Source organism: Streptomyces violaceusniger Tu 4113, from assembly GCF_000147815.2.
GTDB classification, from domain to species: Bacteria; Actinomycetota; Actinomycetes; order Streptomycetales; family Streptomycetaceae; genus Streptomyces; species Streptomyces violaceusniger_A.
This window is the reverse complement of sequence record NC_015957.1, coordinates 8282710-8297484: the sequence shown is the minus strand read 5'-3', so window position 1 is coordinate 8297484 and position 14775 is coordinate 8282710. Positions and strand designations below refer to the sequence as shown.

14 protein-coding genes and 1 pseudogene are annotated in these 14775 nt (G+C 72.3%); 8 read left to right on the top strand and 7 right to left on the bottom strand.

The features are described 5' to 3' along the window. Positions 1–27: 27 nt before the first annotated feature. A complete protein-coding gene (lpdA, locus tag STRVI_RS33945; protein WP_014060097.1) occupies positions 28–1416 on the bottom strand; it encodes a dihydrolipoyl dehydrogenase in 1389 nt (462 codons plus the stop codon). Positions 1417–1777: 361 nt separating this feature from the next. Continuing rightward, positions 1778–3346: a leucyl aminopeptidase gene (locus STRVI_RS33940; RefSeq protein ID WP_043236962.1), complete on the bottom strand. Its 1569-nt coding sequence runs from the start codon at positions 3344–3346 to the stop codon at positions 1778–1780. Between the two features lie 243 nt (positions 3347–3589). On the opposite strand from STRVI_RS33940, the gene STRVI_RS33935 reads away from it, so the two are divergent. Next, a complete protein-coding gene (locus STRVI_RS33935; protein WP_106685767.1) occupies positions 3590–4555 on the top strand; it encodes an adenosylcobinamide-GDP ribazoletransferase in 966 nt (321 codons plus the stop codon). Positions 4556–5284: 729 nt separating this feature from the next. Here the strand turns inward: STRVI_RS33935 and cobT are convergent. Further along, positions 5285–6397, bottom strand: a complete 1113-nt coding sequence (gene cobT / locus STRVI_RS33930; RefSeq protein WP_014060093.1) for a nicotinate-nucleotide--dimethylbenzimidazole phosphoribosyltransferase — start codon at positions 6395–6397, stop codon at positions 5285–5287. Positions 6398–6578: 181 nt separating this feature from the next. Here cobT and STRVI_RS55720 point away from each other — a divergent pair, with 181 nt between their 5' ends. Beyond that, the gene (locus STRVI_RS55720; RefSeq protein WP_043236961.1) at positions 6579–7934 is read left to right on the top strand and encodes a metallophosphoesterase N-terminal domain-containing protein; all 1356 of its coding nucleotides are present in this window, start codon (positions 6579–6581) and stop codon (positions 7932–7934) included. Positions 7935–8196: 262 nt separating this feature from the next. Here STRVI_RS55720 and STRVI_RS56210 read toward each other — a convergent pair whose 3' ends face one another. Beyond that, positions 8197–8451, bottom strand: a complete 255-nt coding sequence (locus STRVI_RS56210) for a hypothetical protein (protein ID WP_353477060.1) — start codon at positions 8449–8451, stop codon at positions 8197–8199. Between the two features lie 386 nt (positions 8452–8837). Between STRVI_RS56210 and STRVI_RS56205 the strand changes: the two are divergent. The 3 genes and pseudogenes from STRVI_RS56205 to STRVI_RS50230 all read left to right on the top strand — a co-directional run. Further along, a pseudogene (locus tag STRVI_RS56205) lies at positions 8838–8975 on the top strand (hypothetical protein); the annotation flags it as partial. Positions 8976–9119: 144 nt separating this feature from the next. After that, a complete protein-coding gene (locus tag STRVI_RS53815; RefSeq protein WP_208949195.1) occupies positions 9120–9725 on the top strand; it encodes a PQQ-binding-like beta-propeller repeat protein in 606 nt (201 codons plus the stop codon). Between the two features lie 206 nt (positions 9726–9931). Next, positions 9932–10240, top strand: a complete 309-nt coding sequence (locus STRVI_RS50230) for a hypothetical protein (RefSeq protein WP_208949194.1) — start codon at positions 9932–9934, stop codon at positions 10238–10240. A 42-nt stretch (positions 10241–10282) separates the two neighbouring features. On the opposite strand, the gene STRVI_RS33910 is transcribed toward STRVI_RS50230, so the two are convergent. Further along, positions 10283–11482, bottom strand: a complete 1200-nt coding sequence (locus tag STRVI_RS33910; RefSeq protein WP_014060092.1) for a bifunctional adenosylcobinamide kinase/adenosylcobinamide-phosphate guanylyltransferase — start codon at positions 11480–11482, stop codon at positions 10283–10285. A 140-nt stretch (positions 11483–11622) separates the two neighbouring features. Here STRVI_RS33910 and STRVI_RS33905 point away from each other — a divergent pair, with 140 nt between their 5' ends. Next, positions 11623–11826, top strand: coding sequence for a hypothetical protein (locus STRVI_RS33905; protein WP_014060091.1), 204 nt, complete (start codon positions 11623–11625; stop codon positions 11824–11826). A 150-nt stretch (positions 11827–11976) separates the two neighbouring features. On the opposite strand, the gene STRVI_RS33900 is transcribed toward STRVI_RS33905, so the two are convergent. Beyond that, entirely contained in the window at positions 11977–12729 is a 753-nt protein-coding gene (locus tag STRVI_RS33900; protein ID WP_078505858.1) for a class I SAM-dependent methyltransferase, read from the bottom strand. Between the two features lie 41 nt (positions 12730–12770). Beyond that, positions 12771–13367 carry a DUF3043 domain-containing protein gene (locus STRVI_RS33895; protein ID WP_014060089.1) on the bottom strand — a complete coding sequence of 199 codons (597 nt, stop codon included), beginning with the start codon at positions 13365–13367 and terminating at the stop codon, positions 12771–12773. A 259-nt stretch (positions 13368–13626) separates the two neighbouring features. Here STRVI_RS33895 and STRVI_RS33890 point away from each other — a divergent pair, with 259 nt between their 5' ends. Further along, positions 13627–14400 (top strand): PspA/IM30 family protein, encoded by a 774-nt coding sequence (locus tag STRVI_RS33890; protein WP_014060088.1) that lies wholly within the window; start codon positions 13627–13629, stop codon positions 14398–14400. A gap of 39 nt (positions 14401–14439) precedes the next feature. Then, entirely contained in the window at positions 14440–14718 is a 279-nt protein-coding gene (gene pspAA, locus STRVI_RS33885) for a PspA-associated protein PspAA (protein ID WP_014060087.1), read from the top strand. Positions 14719–14775 lie beyond the last annotated feature (57 nt).

Below are 14775 nucleotides of genomic sequence, written 5' to 3'. Positions count from 1 at the left end.
TTTGCGGATGGTTCGCGCTCGGGATGATCAGTCGTGGGAGTGCAGCGGCTTGCCGGCCAGGGCCAGGTGGGCCTCGCCGAGCGCCTCGTTCTGAGTGGGGTGGGCGTGGACGAGCTGGGCGACCTCGGCAGGCAGCGCCTCCCAGTTGTAGATCAGCTGAGCCTCGCCGACCTGCTCGCCCATCCGGTCACCGACCATGTGGACGCCGACGACGGCACCGTCCCGTACCTGCACGAGCTTGATCTCGCCCGCGGTCTTGAGGATCTTGCTCTTGCCGTTGCCCGCGAGGTTGTACTTCAGGGCGACGACCTTGTCCGCACCGTACAGCTCCTTGGCCTTGGCCTCGGTGATGCCGACGGAGGCGACCTCGGGGTGGCAGTACGTCACCCGCGGCACGCCGTCGTAGTCGATCGGAACGGGGTTCTGGCCCGCCAGCCGCTCGGCCACCAGCATGCCCTCGGCGAAGCCGACGTGGGCGAGCTGGAGGGTGGGGACCAGGTCGCCGACGGCGGAGATGGTCGGAACGTTGGTCCGCATGTACTCGTCGACGAGGACATAGCCGCGGTCCATGGCGACCCCGGCCTCCTCGTAGCCGAGGCCCTGCGAGACCGGGCCACGGCCGACGGCCACCAGCAGCAGCTCGGCCTCGAAGGTCTTGCCGTTCTCCAGCGAGACCTTGACGCCGTCGGCGGTGTACTCGACGCCGGAGAAGCGGGAGCCGAGGGAGAAGTTGATGCCGCGCTTGCGGAAGGCGCGCTCCAGCAGCTTGGAGCTGCTCTCGTCCTCGACCGGGACGAGGTGGGGAAGCGCCTCGACGATGGTGATGTCGGCCCCGAAGGACTTCCACGCGGAGGCGAACTCGACGCCGATGACGCCGCCGCCCAGCACGACCGCGGACTTCGGCACGCGGTCCAGCACCAGCGCGTGATCGGAGGAGATGACGCGGTTGCCGTCGATCTCCAGGCCGGGAAGGGACTTGGGCACCGAACCGGTGGCCAGCAGGATGTGGCGGCCGGTGTAACGCTCGCCGTTCACATCGACAGAGGTCGGGGAGGACAGCCGGCCCTCACCCGTCACATAGGTGACCTTGCGGGAGGCGATCAGGCCCTGCAGACCCTTGTACAGGCCCGAGACCACGCCGTCCTTGTACTTGTGTACACCCTCGATGTCGATGCCCTCGAAGGTGGTCTTCACACCGAACTCCGAGCCCTCGCGGGCCTGGTCGGCGAGCTCACCGGCGTGCAGCAGAGCCTTGGTGGGGATACAGCCACGGTGCAGACAGGTGCCGCCCAGCTTGTCCTTCTCGATCAGGGCGACGTCCAGACCCAGCTGCGCCGCGCGCAGGGCAGCGGCGTAACCGCCGCTACCGCCTCCGAGGATCACTAGGTCGAAAACGGTGCTGGCGTCGTTCGCCACGTCACGTCCTCCATGCATGGTGCGCCGGGTCCGGCCTTGGTCGGCCGGGCGGCGGCGTGTGTTCGGCCGCTTCTTACGTCGGCGGCCCTGGTGTCGGGGGCCCTGTCCTGCCGGGACAACATCTTCGCACTTGTTGGGAGGAGAGGGGACGCGGGGCCGCTGTGTGAGAAATCTCCAGACCCCAGTTCAGGGGTTACTCCTGCGTATCCGGAACGCGGAGCCCCGTCGATTTCGTTGAGGGCGAAATCGACGGGACTTTCGGCTCTATGGGCCGACGGTCGCGATGCGTTGTCGCGGGGCGTCGCTGCGTTGCGGGCCGCTGCGTTGCGGTGCTGCGTTGCGGTGCTGCGTTGCGCTCGGCTCAGCCGAGATCGCCGTCGGCGGCGCGCTCGGCCAGCCGCACCAGGGTGCGGACCGCGGCACCGGTGCCGCCCTTGGGCGTGTAGCCGAACGGACCGGCCTCGTTGAAGGCCGGACCCGCGATGTCCAGGTGGCCCCAGGTGATCCCGTCCGCCACGAACTCCTTCAGGAAGATGCCGGCCACCAGACCGCCGCCCATGCGCTCGCCCATGTTCGCCAGATCGGCGACCGGGGAGTCGATGCCCTTGCGGAGGTGGGTGGGCAGCGGCATCGGCCAGGACTGCTCACCGGCCTCCTCCGCGATCTCGTGGAGCGAGGTGCGGAACGCCTCGTCGTTCGTCATGATCCCGAACGTGCGGTTGCCCAGCGCGAGAACCATCGCACCGGTCAGCGTCGCCACGTCCACGATCGCGTCCGGCTTCTCCTCACCGGCGCGGGTGATCGCGTCGGCGAGCACCAGCCGGCCCTCGGCGTCGGTGTTCAGCACCTCGACGGTCTTGCCGCCGTACATCGACAGCACATCGCCGGGGCGGGTGGCCGAACCCGACGGCATGTTCTCGGCGAGCGCCAGCCAGCCCGTGAGGTTGACCCGCAGGCCCAGCCTGGCGGCGGCGACGACGGTGGCGAACACGGCGGCGGCACCGCTCATGTCGCACTTCATCGTCTCGTTGTGACCGGGCGGCTTGAGGGAGATGCCGCCCGAGTCGTAGGTGATGCCCTTGCCGACCAGGGCGAGCGTCTTCTCCGCCTTGGGGTGGGTGTACGCGATCCGCACCAGCCGCGGCGGGGCCTCCGAACCCTGGCCCACGCCGAGGATGCCGCCGTACCCGCCCTTCTTGAGCGCCTTCTCGTCCAGCACCTCGGTCTTGAGACCGTGCTCCTTGGCGGCCGCGACCGCCTCGGCCGCGAAGTCGGCCGGGTTGAGGAGGTTGGACGGGGTGTTGATCAGGTCACGGGCGCGGTTGATCTCCTCGACCAGGGCGGTGGCGCGCTCGGCGGCCGCCTTGTACGCCTTGTCGCGCGGCTTGCCGCCGACCAGGGCGACCTCGGCGAGCGGCCCGTTGTTCTTCTTGTCCGCGTCCGCGGCGTTCTTGGCGCTCTTGGCGTTCTTGCCGTCCTTGGCGCTGCCGCCGTTGCCGTTGCTCTTGTCGTACGTGTACGCCCCGAGCAGCGCGCCCTCGGCGACGGCGGCGGCGGCCGCCACGTCCTCGATCGGCAGCGCGAACGCGCCCTTCTTCGAACCGGACAGCGCACGGGAGGCCGCCCCCGCGGCCCGGCGCAGCGTCTCGGCGTCATAGCCGTCGTCCTTGGCCGGGACGTCGCCCAGCCCGACCGCCAGCACGACCGGGGCCTTGAGGCCGGACGCGGCGGGCAGCTTGGTCACCTCGCCATCGGCGCCGGTCGCGCCGAGCGTCTCCAGAACGGCGGCCAGCTTTCCGCCGAACGCCTTGTCCACGGCCTCGGCGCCGGCGGCGAGGACAGGGCCCTTGGCCCCCTTCGCCACGCCGACGACGACGGCGTCCGCGCGCAGTGCCGCGGCGGACGAGGTGCTGAGAGTCAGAGCAGTCACAGTGGTCGGGTCCCTCTTCCGATAGTTCGTCGGCCGATATGGGTTGTAGGCCGCGCCCCTCCGCATCGTATGCCTAGGCCCTATTTGGGGCTCGGCTCTCCCCCGGCTACCGCTGGGGGTGCCCCTCAGGCCGACCGGAAGACCCAAGCACCCGGATGCGCTACGGCGCCCTGCGGCTCGGCCCAACAGGGGTGTGCCCCTCGGGCTTACCGGATGGAGGTGGCCGGGATAGCCTTCCGCGCGATGGACACCACGCCGGAGCCGCCGCAGTCACAATCGGAGCCGTCCGCACGCCCGCCGGAGGCCGAACCCGGCCCCTCGGAGAGCACGGAAAACACCGAGCCCTCCGAGCCCTCCGAGGGGGCGGAGCGCCCGGAACGGCCCGGGCATCCGCCGCGCCCCGCCTACGATCCGCCGCCCGCGCACGCTCCGCGTGCCCCCTGGGCCGACGGGATCCGCTTCGCCTTCGGCACGCTCACGGTGCTGCCCGTACGGGGCACGCGCTGGGATCGGGAGGCTGCGCACGCCGGGATGCTGTGCGCGCCGTTGGCCGGGCTGACGGTGGGGCTGTGCGCGGCGGCGGTGGGTGGGGTGTTGCTGTTCCTGGGCGGTGGGGCGCTGTTGGCGGCCGTCGCCACCGCCGCGATACCCGCCGTACTGACCCGCGGCCTCCATCTCGACGGGCTCGCCGACACCGCGGACGGGCTCGGCAGCGGCAAACCCGCCGAGGACGCGCTGCGCATCATGAAGCGGTCGGACATCGGGCCGTTCGGCGTGATCACGCTGCTGTTCGTCCTGCTCGGCCAAGTGGCGGCCCTGGCCCAGCTTTACGGGCAGAGCTGGGCGCACGGCGCGGTCGGGGCGGCCGTGGCCGGTGTCGCCGCGCGCTGCGCCCTGACGCTCGCGGCCCGCGTGGACGTTCCGGCGGCCCGGCCGGAGGGGCTGGGCGCGGCGGTCGCGGGCACGGTGCCGTGGCGTTCCGCCGGTGTGGTGGCGGCGGTGGTGGTGGTCGGCTGCGCGGTGGTGGCCATCCCCTTCGGCCCGTACGCCGTCGTCCGTCACGCCTTCGCCGCGCTGGCCGCGCTGGCAGCCGCCGAACTCCTGCTGCACCACTGCCGCCGCCGCCTCGGCGGGGTGACCGGCGATGTCTTCGGCGCGCTCGCGGAGACGGCCGCCACGATGGCTCTGGTGGTCCTGACCTTCGGGTAGGCCCCGGCATGTAGGGGATGCCCGACGGTTCGTGATGTCTGCGGCGGGCTGTCCCCCTCCCCGCCCCTTCCCGCAGTCTCGGTGTGCGGCCCCGCCGCGTGGTGGGGCTCCGCCCAGGCCCTGGGTCCGGGGGCGAGCCCCTGGCAACGGGCGCGGGCGGGTGGGCTGTTCCCCTCTCCGCCCCTTCCCGCAACTGGGGCTCCGCCCCAGACCCCGGTCCGGGGGCGAAGCCTCTGGCGACGGGCGGGCAGGTTGCCCGCTTCCCCGCGCGTTCGCGCGGCATCGGTATGCGGCTTCGCCGCGTGGCAGGGCTCTGCCCCAGAGGCCGGGTTCCGGAGGCGAAGCTCCTGGTAAAGGGCATGGGCAGGCCGGGCTGCTCGCTTCCCCCGCCTTCTCGCAGCATCGGGTATGCGGCTTCGCCGCGTGGTGGGGTTCTGCCCCAGACCCCGGTCCGGGGGCGAAGCCTCTGGCGACGGGCGGGCAGGTTGCCCGCTTCCCCGCGCGTTCGCGCGGCATCGGTATGCGGCTTCGCCGCGTGGCGGGGCTCTGCCCCAGGCCCCGGGTCCGGGGGCGAAGCCACTGGCAACGGGCCGAGTGGGCGGGCTGCTCGTTTCCGCGTGCCTTTTCGCGGTATCGGTGTGCGGCTTCGCCGCGTGGCGGGGCGGGGTCCAGGGGCGGAGCCCCTGGTATCGGGAAGGGGCGGGGTGGGGAAGGATCCGCCGGACGCCCCTAGCCGGTGGTCTCCGGGGCCTCGTCGTTCGCCGGGTGCTCCGAGGGCCCCGAGCCCTCGGAGCCTTCCGCGCGCTCCGGGAGCTCCGCGTGCAGCGCCGCCGCCGCCTGTACCAGCGGCAGGGCGAGCAGCGCGCCCGTGCCCTCGCCGACCGTGACGCCGTGGTCGAGCAGCGGCGTGAGGGCGATGCGGTCGAGGGCCTTCTCCTGGCCGGGCTCGCCGCTGGCCTGACCGGCCAGCCACCAGTCCGGGGCGCGGAACGCCACCCGCTGGGCGACCAGTGCGCAGGCCGCCGAGACGACGCCGTCGAGGATGACAGGGGTGCGGCGTACGGCGCTCTGCAGCAGGAAGCCGGTGATCGCGGCGAGGTCGGCACCGCCGACCGTGGCCAGCAGTTGGAGCTGATCGCCGAGCACCGGGCGGGCCCGGCGCAGCCCGTCGCGGATCGCGGCGCATTTGCGCATCCAGGCGAGGTCGTCGATGGCGGCCCCGCCGCGGCCGGTGACCACGGACGCGTCCGTACCGCACAGCGCGGCGATCAGCGTGGCAGCCGCGGTCGTGCCGCCGACGCTGAGGTCACCGAGGACGAGAAGGTCGGTGCCGGAGTCCGCCTCCTCGTCGGCGATGGCCATCCCGGTGCGGAAGGCCCGCTCGGCCTCGTCCAGGGTGAGCGCGTCCTCGACGTCGAGCCGGCCGGAGCCGCGGCGTACGCGGTGGCGGGTGACCTCCGCCGGGAGGTCCTCGGGGTCGCAGTCCAGCGCCATGTCGATGACCTGGACGGACGCGCCGAGGCGGGCGGCGAGGATGGCGGCCGGGCTCTCGCCGTCGAGCACGGCGCGGACCAGGCGGTGGGCGCTCCTGGCGGGGCGGGCGGAGACGCCGAGGTCGGAGATGCCGTGGTCGCCGGCGAAGAGGATGACGCGGGGCCGCTCGACGGGCTTGACGGGCACCCGCTGCTGCGCGGCGGCGAGCCATTCGCCCAGTTCGTCCAGCCGCCCTAGCGCGCCCGGCGGCACCGCGAGCCGCTCGCGGCGCTCCTCGGCGTCACGCCGGATGCCCCCGTCGGGGCGTTCGATCAGGTCGACGAAGTCATCGAGATTCAGGCCGCTCACGGGCGGAACCCTACCGGGCGAAGGCGCATCTGGATGATCGAGGTCATGATCGAGGCCATGATCGGGGTCATGGGAATGCCGTGGCCGGGCGACGCTTCGTTGCTGAACTCTTAGGGTCCGCTCGCTGAAGTCCGCCCGATCTTGGCTGAAAACGGATGGGTGCCGCTTAGCGTCCCACCTTATGAAAAACATACGTGCGGTGATCGGGCTCTGTCTCGCACTGCTCTTCCTTGTGCTGGGCATCGGTGCCCAGCCTGCTGCGGCGCATGTTTCGCGCCAGCATGCCGAACTGGTCGTCGCCACAAGCGACAAGGCCACCAGTGGTCGTCTGATAGTCCATCGCGACCTGGTGTCCCCGGAGCGGGCCGGAGCCTGGGCCACCGGGCTGCTGCCGGCCGGCTGCCCGGCGACCGGCTCCGGCGTGCCCGGTGACGACGGCGGGGTGCCCGGCGGAGTCGTGATCGAGCTGGCGTGGAGCTGCCACGTCAACGCGCTCGACCTGAGCCGCCTGCTCCAGCAGGGCGGACTGACCCAGGTCGTCGTCGAGTTCGACGGCACCGCGGTCGACGCCTCCGCCGATGCGCCGCTCGTCGACGCCGAGGGCGCGCACGCCCTGCCCAGCTTCCCCTGGCTCACCGTCGCCTTCGCCTCGGCGGCCGGTCTGGTGCTCGTACTCGCCGCGCTGCGACTGCCCACCCTGCTGCGGGTGTCGCGGCGGTTGCTGCGCACCGGCCGCCGGTGGCGGATCGCCGCCGCGAGCGCGGTCGCGCTGTCCTTCCTCGTGCCCCAGGCCGCCCTCGCCGACGACCCGGCGCCGGACACCGCGACCGTCGAGGGCACCGTCTTCAAGGACGGCAACGGCAACGGCAAGCGGGACAAGGGGGAGCGGGCCATGGCCGGCGTCGACGTCACCGACGGCGCCGTGTGGACCACGACCGGCGCGGACGGTGCGTACTCCCTCACCATCGATCCGAACCGGCGTGAGACCGACATCGTCAGCATCGTCTCGCCCGACGGCTATACGCCGGTGCTGCGCAAGGACTACATCCCCGAGTTCTTCCACAAGGTCCCCGAGACCGGCGGCAGCGGCGTCGACTTCGCGCTGGTGCCGGACCGCCACGCCGCCGATCCGACCGAGACCTGGGTCATGAACTCCGACCCCGAGATCAGCAACGTCACCGACGGCGCGGCGGGTACGACACTGCCCCAATGGACCGGGCAGGTCCAGGCGATGTCCGAGGTCGACGGTGCCACGATGCAGATCGCGACCGGCGACCTGACGGTCACCGACTACGGGATGAGCCGCGCAGGCAGGGCGCGTACGACCTCTTCAGCAAGGGGTTGGAGCAGGGGCGGCTCGGCCACGCCTTCTACCCGGTCATGGGCAACCACGACTTCGGCGGCACGGCCACCTCGCAGGGCTACGCCGGCAGCATGGAGTACTACCGCCGCAACATGGCTCCCGAGTGGTACAGCTTCGACCGCAACGGCCGCCACGTCGTCGTCCTCGAGGACAACTATGACGCGAGCGGGCTGAAGCCGCAGTTGGACTGGCTGCGCAGGGACCTGGCCCAGCACGCGGTCGGCAAGCAGGTGCTCGTCTTCGCGCATCGCTCGCTGTTCACCCAGTGGGGCCCCGGCGCGGGCATGCAGCCGACCATCGACGAGCTGGCCAAGTACGACGTGCGGATGGTCGCCGCGGGCCACAACCAGCAGGCGGAATACCGCCGTGGCGCGTTCAAGCGCTCCGTCGAGATCAACAACCAGGGCACCTACGGAATCGACGGCGCCCACCCCGACTACAAGGTGCTCGACTTCAGCGGCATCACGGATGATCCGCACACCGGCCGCAACGAGGACACCGGCCAGGTGACCGGTATCCACCGGCAGTTCGACATCGACGACGACAGCGCGCTGGTCAGCCCCGCGCAGGGCAGCGTGCACGGCTCGACCGCCGGAGTCCCCGTCGAGGTGTACGCCGAGGACGACGGCCGCGCCCCCGGCCGGGCCTCGCTGACCGTACGGGACAGTCGCGGACATGTGGTGCGGCGCACGGGCTTGCGCTTCGCAGACGGAGCCGCCAAACCCGGCATCGAGAACTGCTACACCCCGCCGGGCGGCAAGCCCGAACCCTGCCCCGACGCACGCGGGGCGTGGACCCGGGCGAGCGGCACGCTGAACGGGCTGCGGCCCGGCACCTACACCGCCGAGACGAAGGTGGACGACACCCGGGGCAAGGCGTTCCCCGCGCTTCCCGCGCTGAAGAGCACCTTCAAGGTCGCACCGGATTCCGGGCTCCCCCAGCCGGAGGCCGGGCACAACTGGCCGCGGCAGGGCGGCGACGAGGCCGGGCGGTCCGCGAGCCCCCGACGAGCCGGGCGCCCAGCTCGACCTGAAGTGGGCCCGGCACACCGGCGAGCAGTTCAACCTGAACGGCTCGGTGGTCGCGGACGGCAAGCTGATCGTCTCGTCCCGCGCCTTCGACTCGCCGTACAGCATGATGCTCGCCTACGACATCGCCTCCGGGCGGGAGATCTGGCGCACCTACCTGGACGGCGACGCCGAATCGGTGCCGACGCTGCACGACGGACGGGTGTATCTGACCACCGGCGTCGGCCGGATGTCGATCGACCGCGAGGAGAAGCACGGCGACACGGTGCGCCGCTACGGCCGCGCCGGCGGACCGGTCAGTGTCTTCGCGCTCACCGGACAGGACCGCGACGTGGCCGTCTACCAGGACTGGGACACGATCCGCTGCCGTGACGCGAAGACCGGCACCCCGCTGCCCGGCGGCTTCGGCGCCGCGGCCTCCTGGGGGCAGTCCCACAGCACGGCGGTGCGCGAGCCCGGCTCCAACACCGCCTATCTGCACTCCTCGTCGAGCAACACGGTCATCGCCATGGACCTGGCGAGCTGCAAGCAGCTCTGGGTGAAGGACACCGGGGGCGGCATCGACAGCCACTCCTCGCCCGTGCTCACCGACCCCGCGTCGGGCCCGGCTGAGCTGGTGACCTTCACCGCCGCCGGAGCCCGCGGGCACGACCCGAAGACGGGCGAGGTGACCTGGGATTCCAAGCTGGGCGGCAGCAGCGCCTGCGAGCCGGGGCCGGCCCCGCTCACCAGCCCGGCCGTCTGGGGCGACATCGCCTATGTCGCGGGACGCGACGGTGTCGTCCGCGCCTACGACACGGGCGCGGCCGATCCCTCGAAGCCGGTGTGGGAGTCGAAGTCCGGCTATCTGCCGGGGGAGAGCCCGCTGGACGACAAGTGGCGGGTCGCCATGGGATGCAAGGCCGGTGCGGGCTCGCCGTGGCGGGGGTGGGGGTGAGCCTGCTGTGGCGGCATCTGCGTCACCGCGGGCACCATCACCCACACCACCACGATCACGCGCACCACGATCACGCGCACCACGATCACGCGCACCACGGTCACTCGCATCACGATCACGGTCACGCACATCGCCACGATCAACGGCACGGGCACAGCCACCACATCCCCGACGCCCCCTCGCTGCTCACCTGGCGAGGTCTGGTCGTGCTCGGCACCTCCGGCGGTCTGCTGCCGTCACCGTCCGCCTTCCTGGTCCTGCTCACCGGGCTGCTCACCGGCAGAACCGGCATCGCCCTGGCGATGGTGGCCGCCTTCGGAGCCGGCATGGCGCTCACCCTCATGAGCGTCGGCCTGATCGTGTTGCGCGGGCGTGACGCGCTGCTGGACCGGGCCTCCCGGTCCGCGGTGCTGCGCATCTGGGTGCCGAGGATCCCGCTGTTCGCCGCCTCGGCGGTGGCGGCCGGAGGCGCGGTGGCGGCGGCGCTCGCCGCGGGACAGCTCCTGGCACCGTAGAGGTCTCAGCGGCCCCGGATCCGGGCGGGCGGCTCCCCGTGCTCAGCCCCGGAGGGGGAGCGCCTGCCCGGCCACCACCAGCAGCACCTGCTCGCACTCCTCGGCGAACATCGCGTTCAACCGGCCCAGTTCATCGCGGAAGCGGCGGCCGGAGGCGGTCGCGGGGACGACGCCGGAGCCGACCTCGTTGCTCACCGCGACCACCGTACGGCTGGTGGCGCGGACCCCGGCGACGAGGGCGGACACCCGCTCGCGGAGGGCGCGTTCGCCGCCGTTCGCCCACTTCTCGTCGTCCCAGGCGTTCACGGAGTCCATCGCGTCGGTGAGCCACAGCGCCAGGCAGTCGATGAGCAGCGGTGGGCCGTCCTCGGCGAGCAGCGGTCTCAGATCGCAGGTCTCGGCGGTGCGCCAGGAGCCGGGGCGGCGCTCGCGGTGGGCGGCGACGCGGGCGGCCCATTCGGGGTCGCCTTCGCGGGTGCCGCCCGTGGCGACGTACAGGACGTCGGGGAAGGCGGCCAGCCGCCGTTCCGCCTCCAGGGACTTACCGGACCGGGCGCCGCCCAGCACCAGCGTGCGGCGCGGCAGATCCGGTACCGCGGAGTACTCGCCGACGATCAGCGTCCGCCCGTCCGGCACCGCCCGCGCGCCCGCCGTGGCCAAACGGCGGTGCAGCTCCCGGCCGGGCGGGGTGGTGTGGTCGAGATGGACGGCCAGGACGTCGGTGGTGGCGCCGACGGCGCCCGAGGCGCGCAGGGCGGCCAGGGCGTCGGGGCGGCCCAGGACGTCGAGCAGCACCATGTCGTACGGCTCGGCCGGGTCGGGGAGGCCCGCGGCGGCGCCGCCCGGCGGGAGGTACAGCAGCCGGGTGCCGTCGGGGCCGGTGACCTCGTAGCCGGTACCGGGGGAGTCCAGCGCGACCGCCCGCACCCGGTGGCCGCTGATCAGGGACAGCGTGCGGCCGTCCGGCACCCGCCCCGGCGCCGGCAGCCCGGCCGGGAACTCGACGGCCGGGCCCGCGTGCGGATGGGAGAGCAGCACCTGCCGGACGCCGGCCAGCGAGTGGCCGGCCCGCGCGGCGGCGAACGCGACCCCCGGGGTCAGGTCGATCAGCAGCGCGCCGTCGATCAGCAGCGAGGTGGCGGCCCCCGCCTCCTCGCCGACGGCGGCGGCACAGGAGGCGCAGGGACAGCCGTGGCGCGGCAGCCCGTCGGGGGCTCCGGTGCCCAGAAGAGTGAGTTCCACGCCCCGATCGTCTCGCGTCCGATCCCACGGGTCGCGCGGGGCCACCCCGTACGGAGTGATCAGTCACCTAGGCTGCGGGCAGACATCACCTGTGGACCGGCGGGTATCACCTGTGGGCCGGCGGGATGGAGGAGGCTGGAATGGCGTGGACATGGCGGTTCGAGAAGTCCGACGGGGCGGAGACGAAGCCCGCGGTGCAGCCGGAGGAGTTCCCGACCCAGGGGGACGCGGAGTCGTGGATCGGTGAGGAGTGGCGGGCGCTCCTCGAAGGGGGCGCGGAGCAGGTGACGCTCTTCGAGGACGGTACGAAGATCTACGGCCCGATGAGCCTGCACGGCGAGTAGACAAAGCGCCTGACGGACAAGCGCGCAGAGTAGGCAACGCGCAGAGTAGGCAAACGCACCGAGTAGGGCAGGCGTGCCGAAGTGCGGGCGGGCGCGCCGGGCAGGACCCGCGCGGGGTGGCGGTGCACACACCGCCACCCCGTCGCCGGATCAGCCGCGTACCCCGCACAGATGCAGCAGCGCCGCCACCGCGCGGTACGGATCCGTGCGGCCGGCCCGCTCCTCGGCGGCCAGCAGCCGCTCCCACTCCGGGGAGCCGGGCGGCTCGGCGTCGTCCGGGGCGAGGTCGGTGAAGACCCGCACGCCGTACCAGGCACGCAGCGGCGCGCCGATCGCGGTCAGGGTCTCGGTCAGCTCCTCACGCCGGTCGGCGCGCACCGGCAGCCCGATCCGGTTGGTGTACGAGGGGGAGTCGAAGGCGGTCAGCGCCGTGTCCCAGTCCCCGGCCAGCCCCGGCCGCATCGCCAGCGCGTCACCGTTGCGCACCAGCAGGGAGAGCAGACCGCCGGGGGCCAGCACCCGGGCCAGCCCGGCGAGCAGCGGATCCGGTTCGGGCAGGTACATCAGCACCCCGTGGCACAGCACCACGTCGAAGGCGCCCGGCAGGAAGTGTGCCCCGGTCTCCCGGCCGTCGCCCATGAGGAGCCGTACGCGTCTTCGGATGCCCTCGGGCTCGTCGGCGAGCGCGGTGCGGGCCGTCTGCAGCATGGTGGGGTCGGACTCCAGCCCGGTGACCTCATGGCCCGCGCGGGCCAGCCGCAGGGCCTGGGTGCCCTGGCCGACGCCCACGTCGAGCACCCGCAGCCGCTGTCCCACCGGGAAGCGGGCGGTGATCTGCTCATCGAGCTGGCGGGCGACCAGCGCCTGCCGGACGGTGTTCCGCAGGCCCCCGAGGTGGCTCAGCCAGCCGGGCGCCCCGCCGGTGAAGCCGGAGGGTCTGCCGCTCAGGGCCGCTCTCCGCGCTTGACCTGCGGCTTGGGCAGCCGCAGTCGGCGCATCTGGAGGGTGCGCATCAGGGCGTACGCCACCGCGCCGCGCAGATTCTCGTCGGGGAAGCGCTGGCGGAGCTGCCGCTTGAGCTGGAAGCCGAAGAAGATGGAGTTGATCACGATCAGGACGATGACCACCATCCACAGCAGCAGCACATAGCTCTGCATGGCCCCGGCCTGGATCATGCTCAGGATCAGGATGACCACGGCGAGCGGCAGGAAGTACTCGGCGACGGAGAACCGCGAGTCCACGAAGTCGCGGGCGAAGCGCCGCACCGGACCCTTGTCGCGGGCCGGCAGATACCGCTCGTCGCCCCCGGCCAGCGCCTCGCGCTGCTTGGCCAGGTCGGCGCGGCGGGCTTCGCGCGCACGCTTGGAGGCGTCCTTGCGGTTGGCCGGCGTCTTCGCCAGGCTGCGGCGCTGCGTCTGGGCCTCGCTCCGCTTGGGAGTGGGGCGGCCCTTCGGCGCCTGCGGGTCACGGGTCTGCTGCGGCTGGTCCGCGGTCACCTTGGTGGTTGCGGCCTGCTCATCCTTGGAACGGCTTCGGAACACAGGGCCAAGGGTACGGGTTGCGGAGTGCGCGCCCCAGCCTCAGGGGGAACGATCAGGCAACGGAGTCCCGCCGTATCGGGACACAGGGGACACACTCCTCCTTGCGCCGGAGGCTCCGGCTGTCTGATCGTCCTGCAGGAGGAGCGCGAGCGGGCTCGAACAGTGCGGTAATGGAAGCAGGCCCCGTAGGCTGGGTCTGTTGGAGTGCCGGAGTCACACGTCCGTCAGAAGGGGGCGCGCGAGGCCCATGAGCGGTGTCATGAAGCGTATGGGGATGATCTTCCGCGCGAAGGCCAACAAGGCCCTGGACCGGGCCGAGGACCCGCGCGAGACCCTTGACTACTCGTACCAGAAACAGCTTGAGCTGCTCCAGAAGGTGCGGCGTGGCGTTGCCGACGTGGCGACCTCGCGCAAGCGTCTCGAGCTGCAGCTCAACCAGTTGCAGGGGCAGTCCACCAAGCTGGAGGACCAGGGGCGCAAGGCGCTCGCGCTCGGCCGGGAGGACCTGGCCCGCGAGGCGCTCTCCCGCCGCGCCTCGCTGCAGCAGCAGGTCACCGATCTGGAGACCCAGCACCAGACGCTGCAGGGCGAGGAGGAGAAGCTGACCCTGGCCGCCCAGCGGCTGCAGGCCAAGGTCGACGCCTTCCGCACGCGTAAGGAGACCATCAAGGCCACCTACACCGCGGCCCAGGCGCAGACCCGTATCGGCGAGGCGTTCTCCGGCATCTCCGAGGAGATGGGCGACGTCGGTATGGCGATCCAGCGTGCCGAGGACAAGACGGCGCAGTTGCAGGCCCGCGCGGGCGCGATCGACGAGCTGTTGGCCTCCGGCGCCCTGGACGACCAGTCCGGTATGGCCAAGGACGACATCGCGGCCGAGCTCGACCGGATCTCCGGCGGTACGGACGTGGAGCTGGAGCTGCAGCGGATGAAGGCCGAGCTGGCCGGCGGCAGCCCGCAGCAGGCGATCGAGGGCGGCAAGACGGACGAGGGCCAGCAGTCCCAGGCCTCGCACAAGTTCGACAAGCAGTAGCCCGCGTCCCGCCTGGGCGAGGTCTCCAAGGAGGTCGTCATGATCGTACGGATCATGGGGGAGGGCCAGGTGCGGGTGGCCGAAAGCCATCTGCCCGGACTGAACAGGCTGGACGACGAGCTGCTCGCCGAGATCGAGGGCGGCGATCACGAGGGCTTCCGGAAGACCCTGGGCGCGCTGCTGGACGCGGTGCGCTCGGCCGGTGAGCCCCTGCCCGACGACGCGCTCCAGCCGTCCGAGCTGATCCTCCCCGCGGCGGAGGCGACCCTCGAGGAAGTCAAGGCGATGCTCAAGGACGACGGCCTCATTCCGGGCTAGTGCGGCGGACCCCCGGACCACACTCCAGCACAGGTCGTGCCTCCCTTCACCGGCCGG

What these genes read in the sequence shown, in the direction of transcription:
- STRVI_RS33905 (WP_014060091.1), top strand. Translation starts at nt 11,623, where the DNA reads ATGGCGTGGACATGGCGGTTCGAGAAGTCCGACGGGGCGGAGACGAAG.
- STRVI_RS33890 (WP_014060088.1), top strand. Translation starts at nt 13,627, where the DNA reads ATGAAGCGTATGGGGATGATCTTCCGCGCGAAGGCCAACAAGGCCCTG.
- STRVI_RS55720 (WP_043236961.1), top strand. Translation starts at nt 6,579, where the DNA reads ATGAAAAACATACGTGCGGTGATCGGGCTCTGTCTCGCACTGCTCTTC.
- STRVI_RS33935 (WP_106685767.1), top strand. Translation starts at nt 3,590, where the DNA reads ATGGACACCACGCCGGAGCCGCCGCAGTCACAATCGGAGCCGTCCGCA.
- pspAA (WP_014060087.1), top strand. Translation starts at nt 14,440, where the DNA reads ATGATCGTACGGATCATGGGGGAGGGCCAGGTGCGGGTGGCCGAAAGC.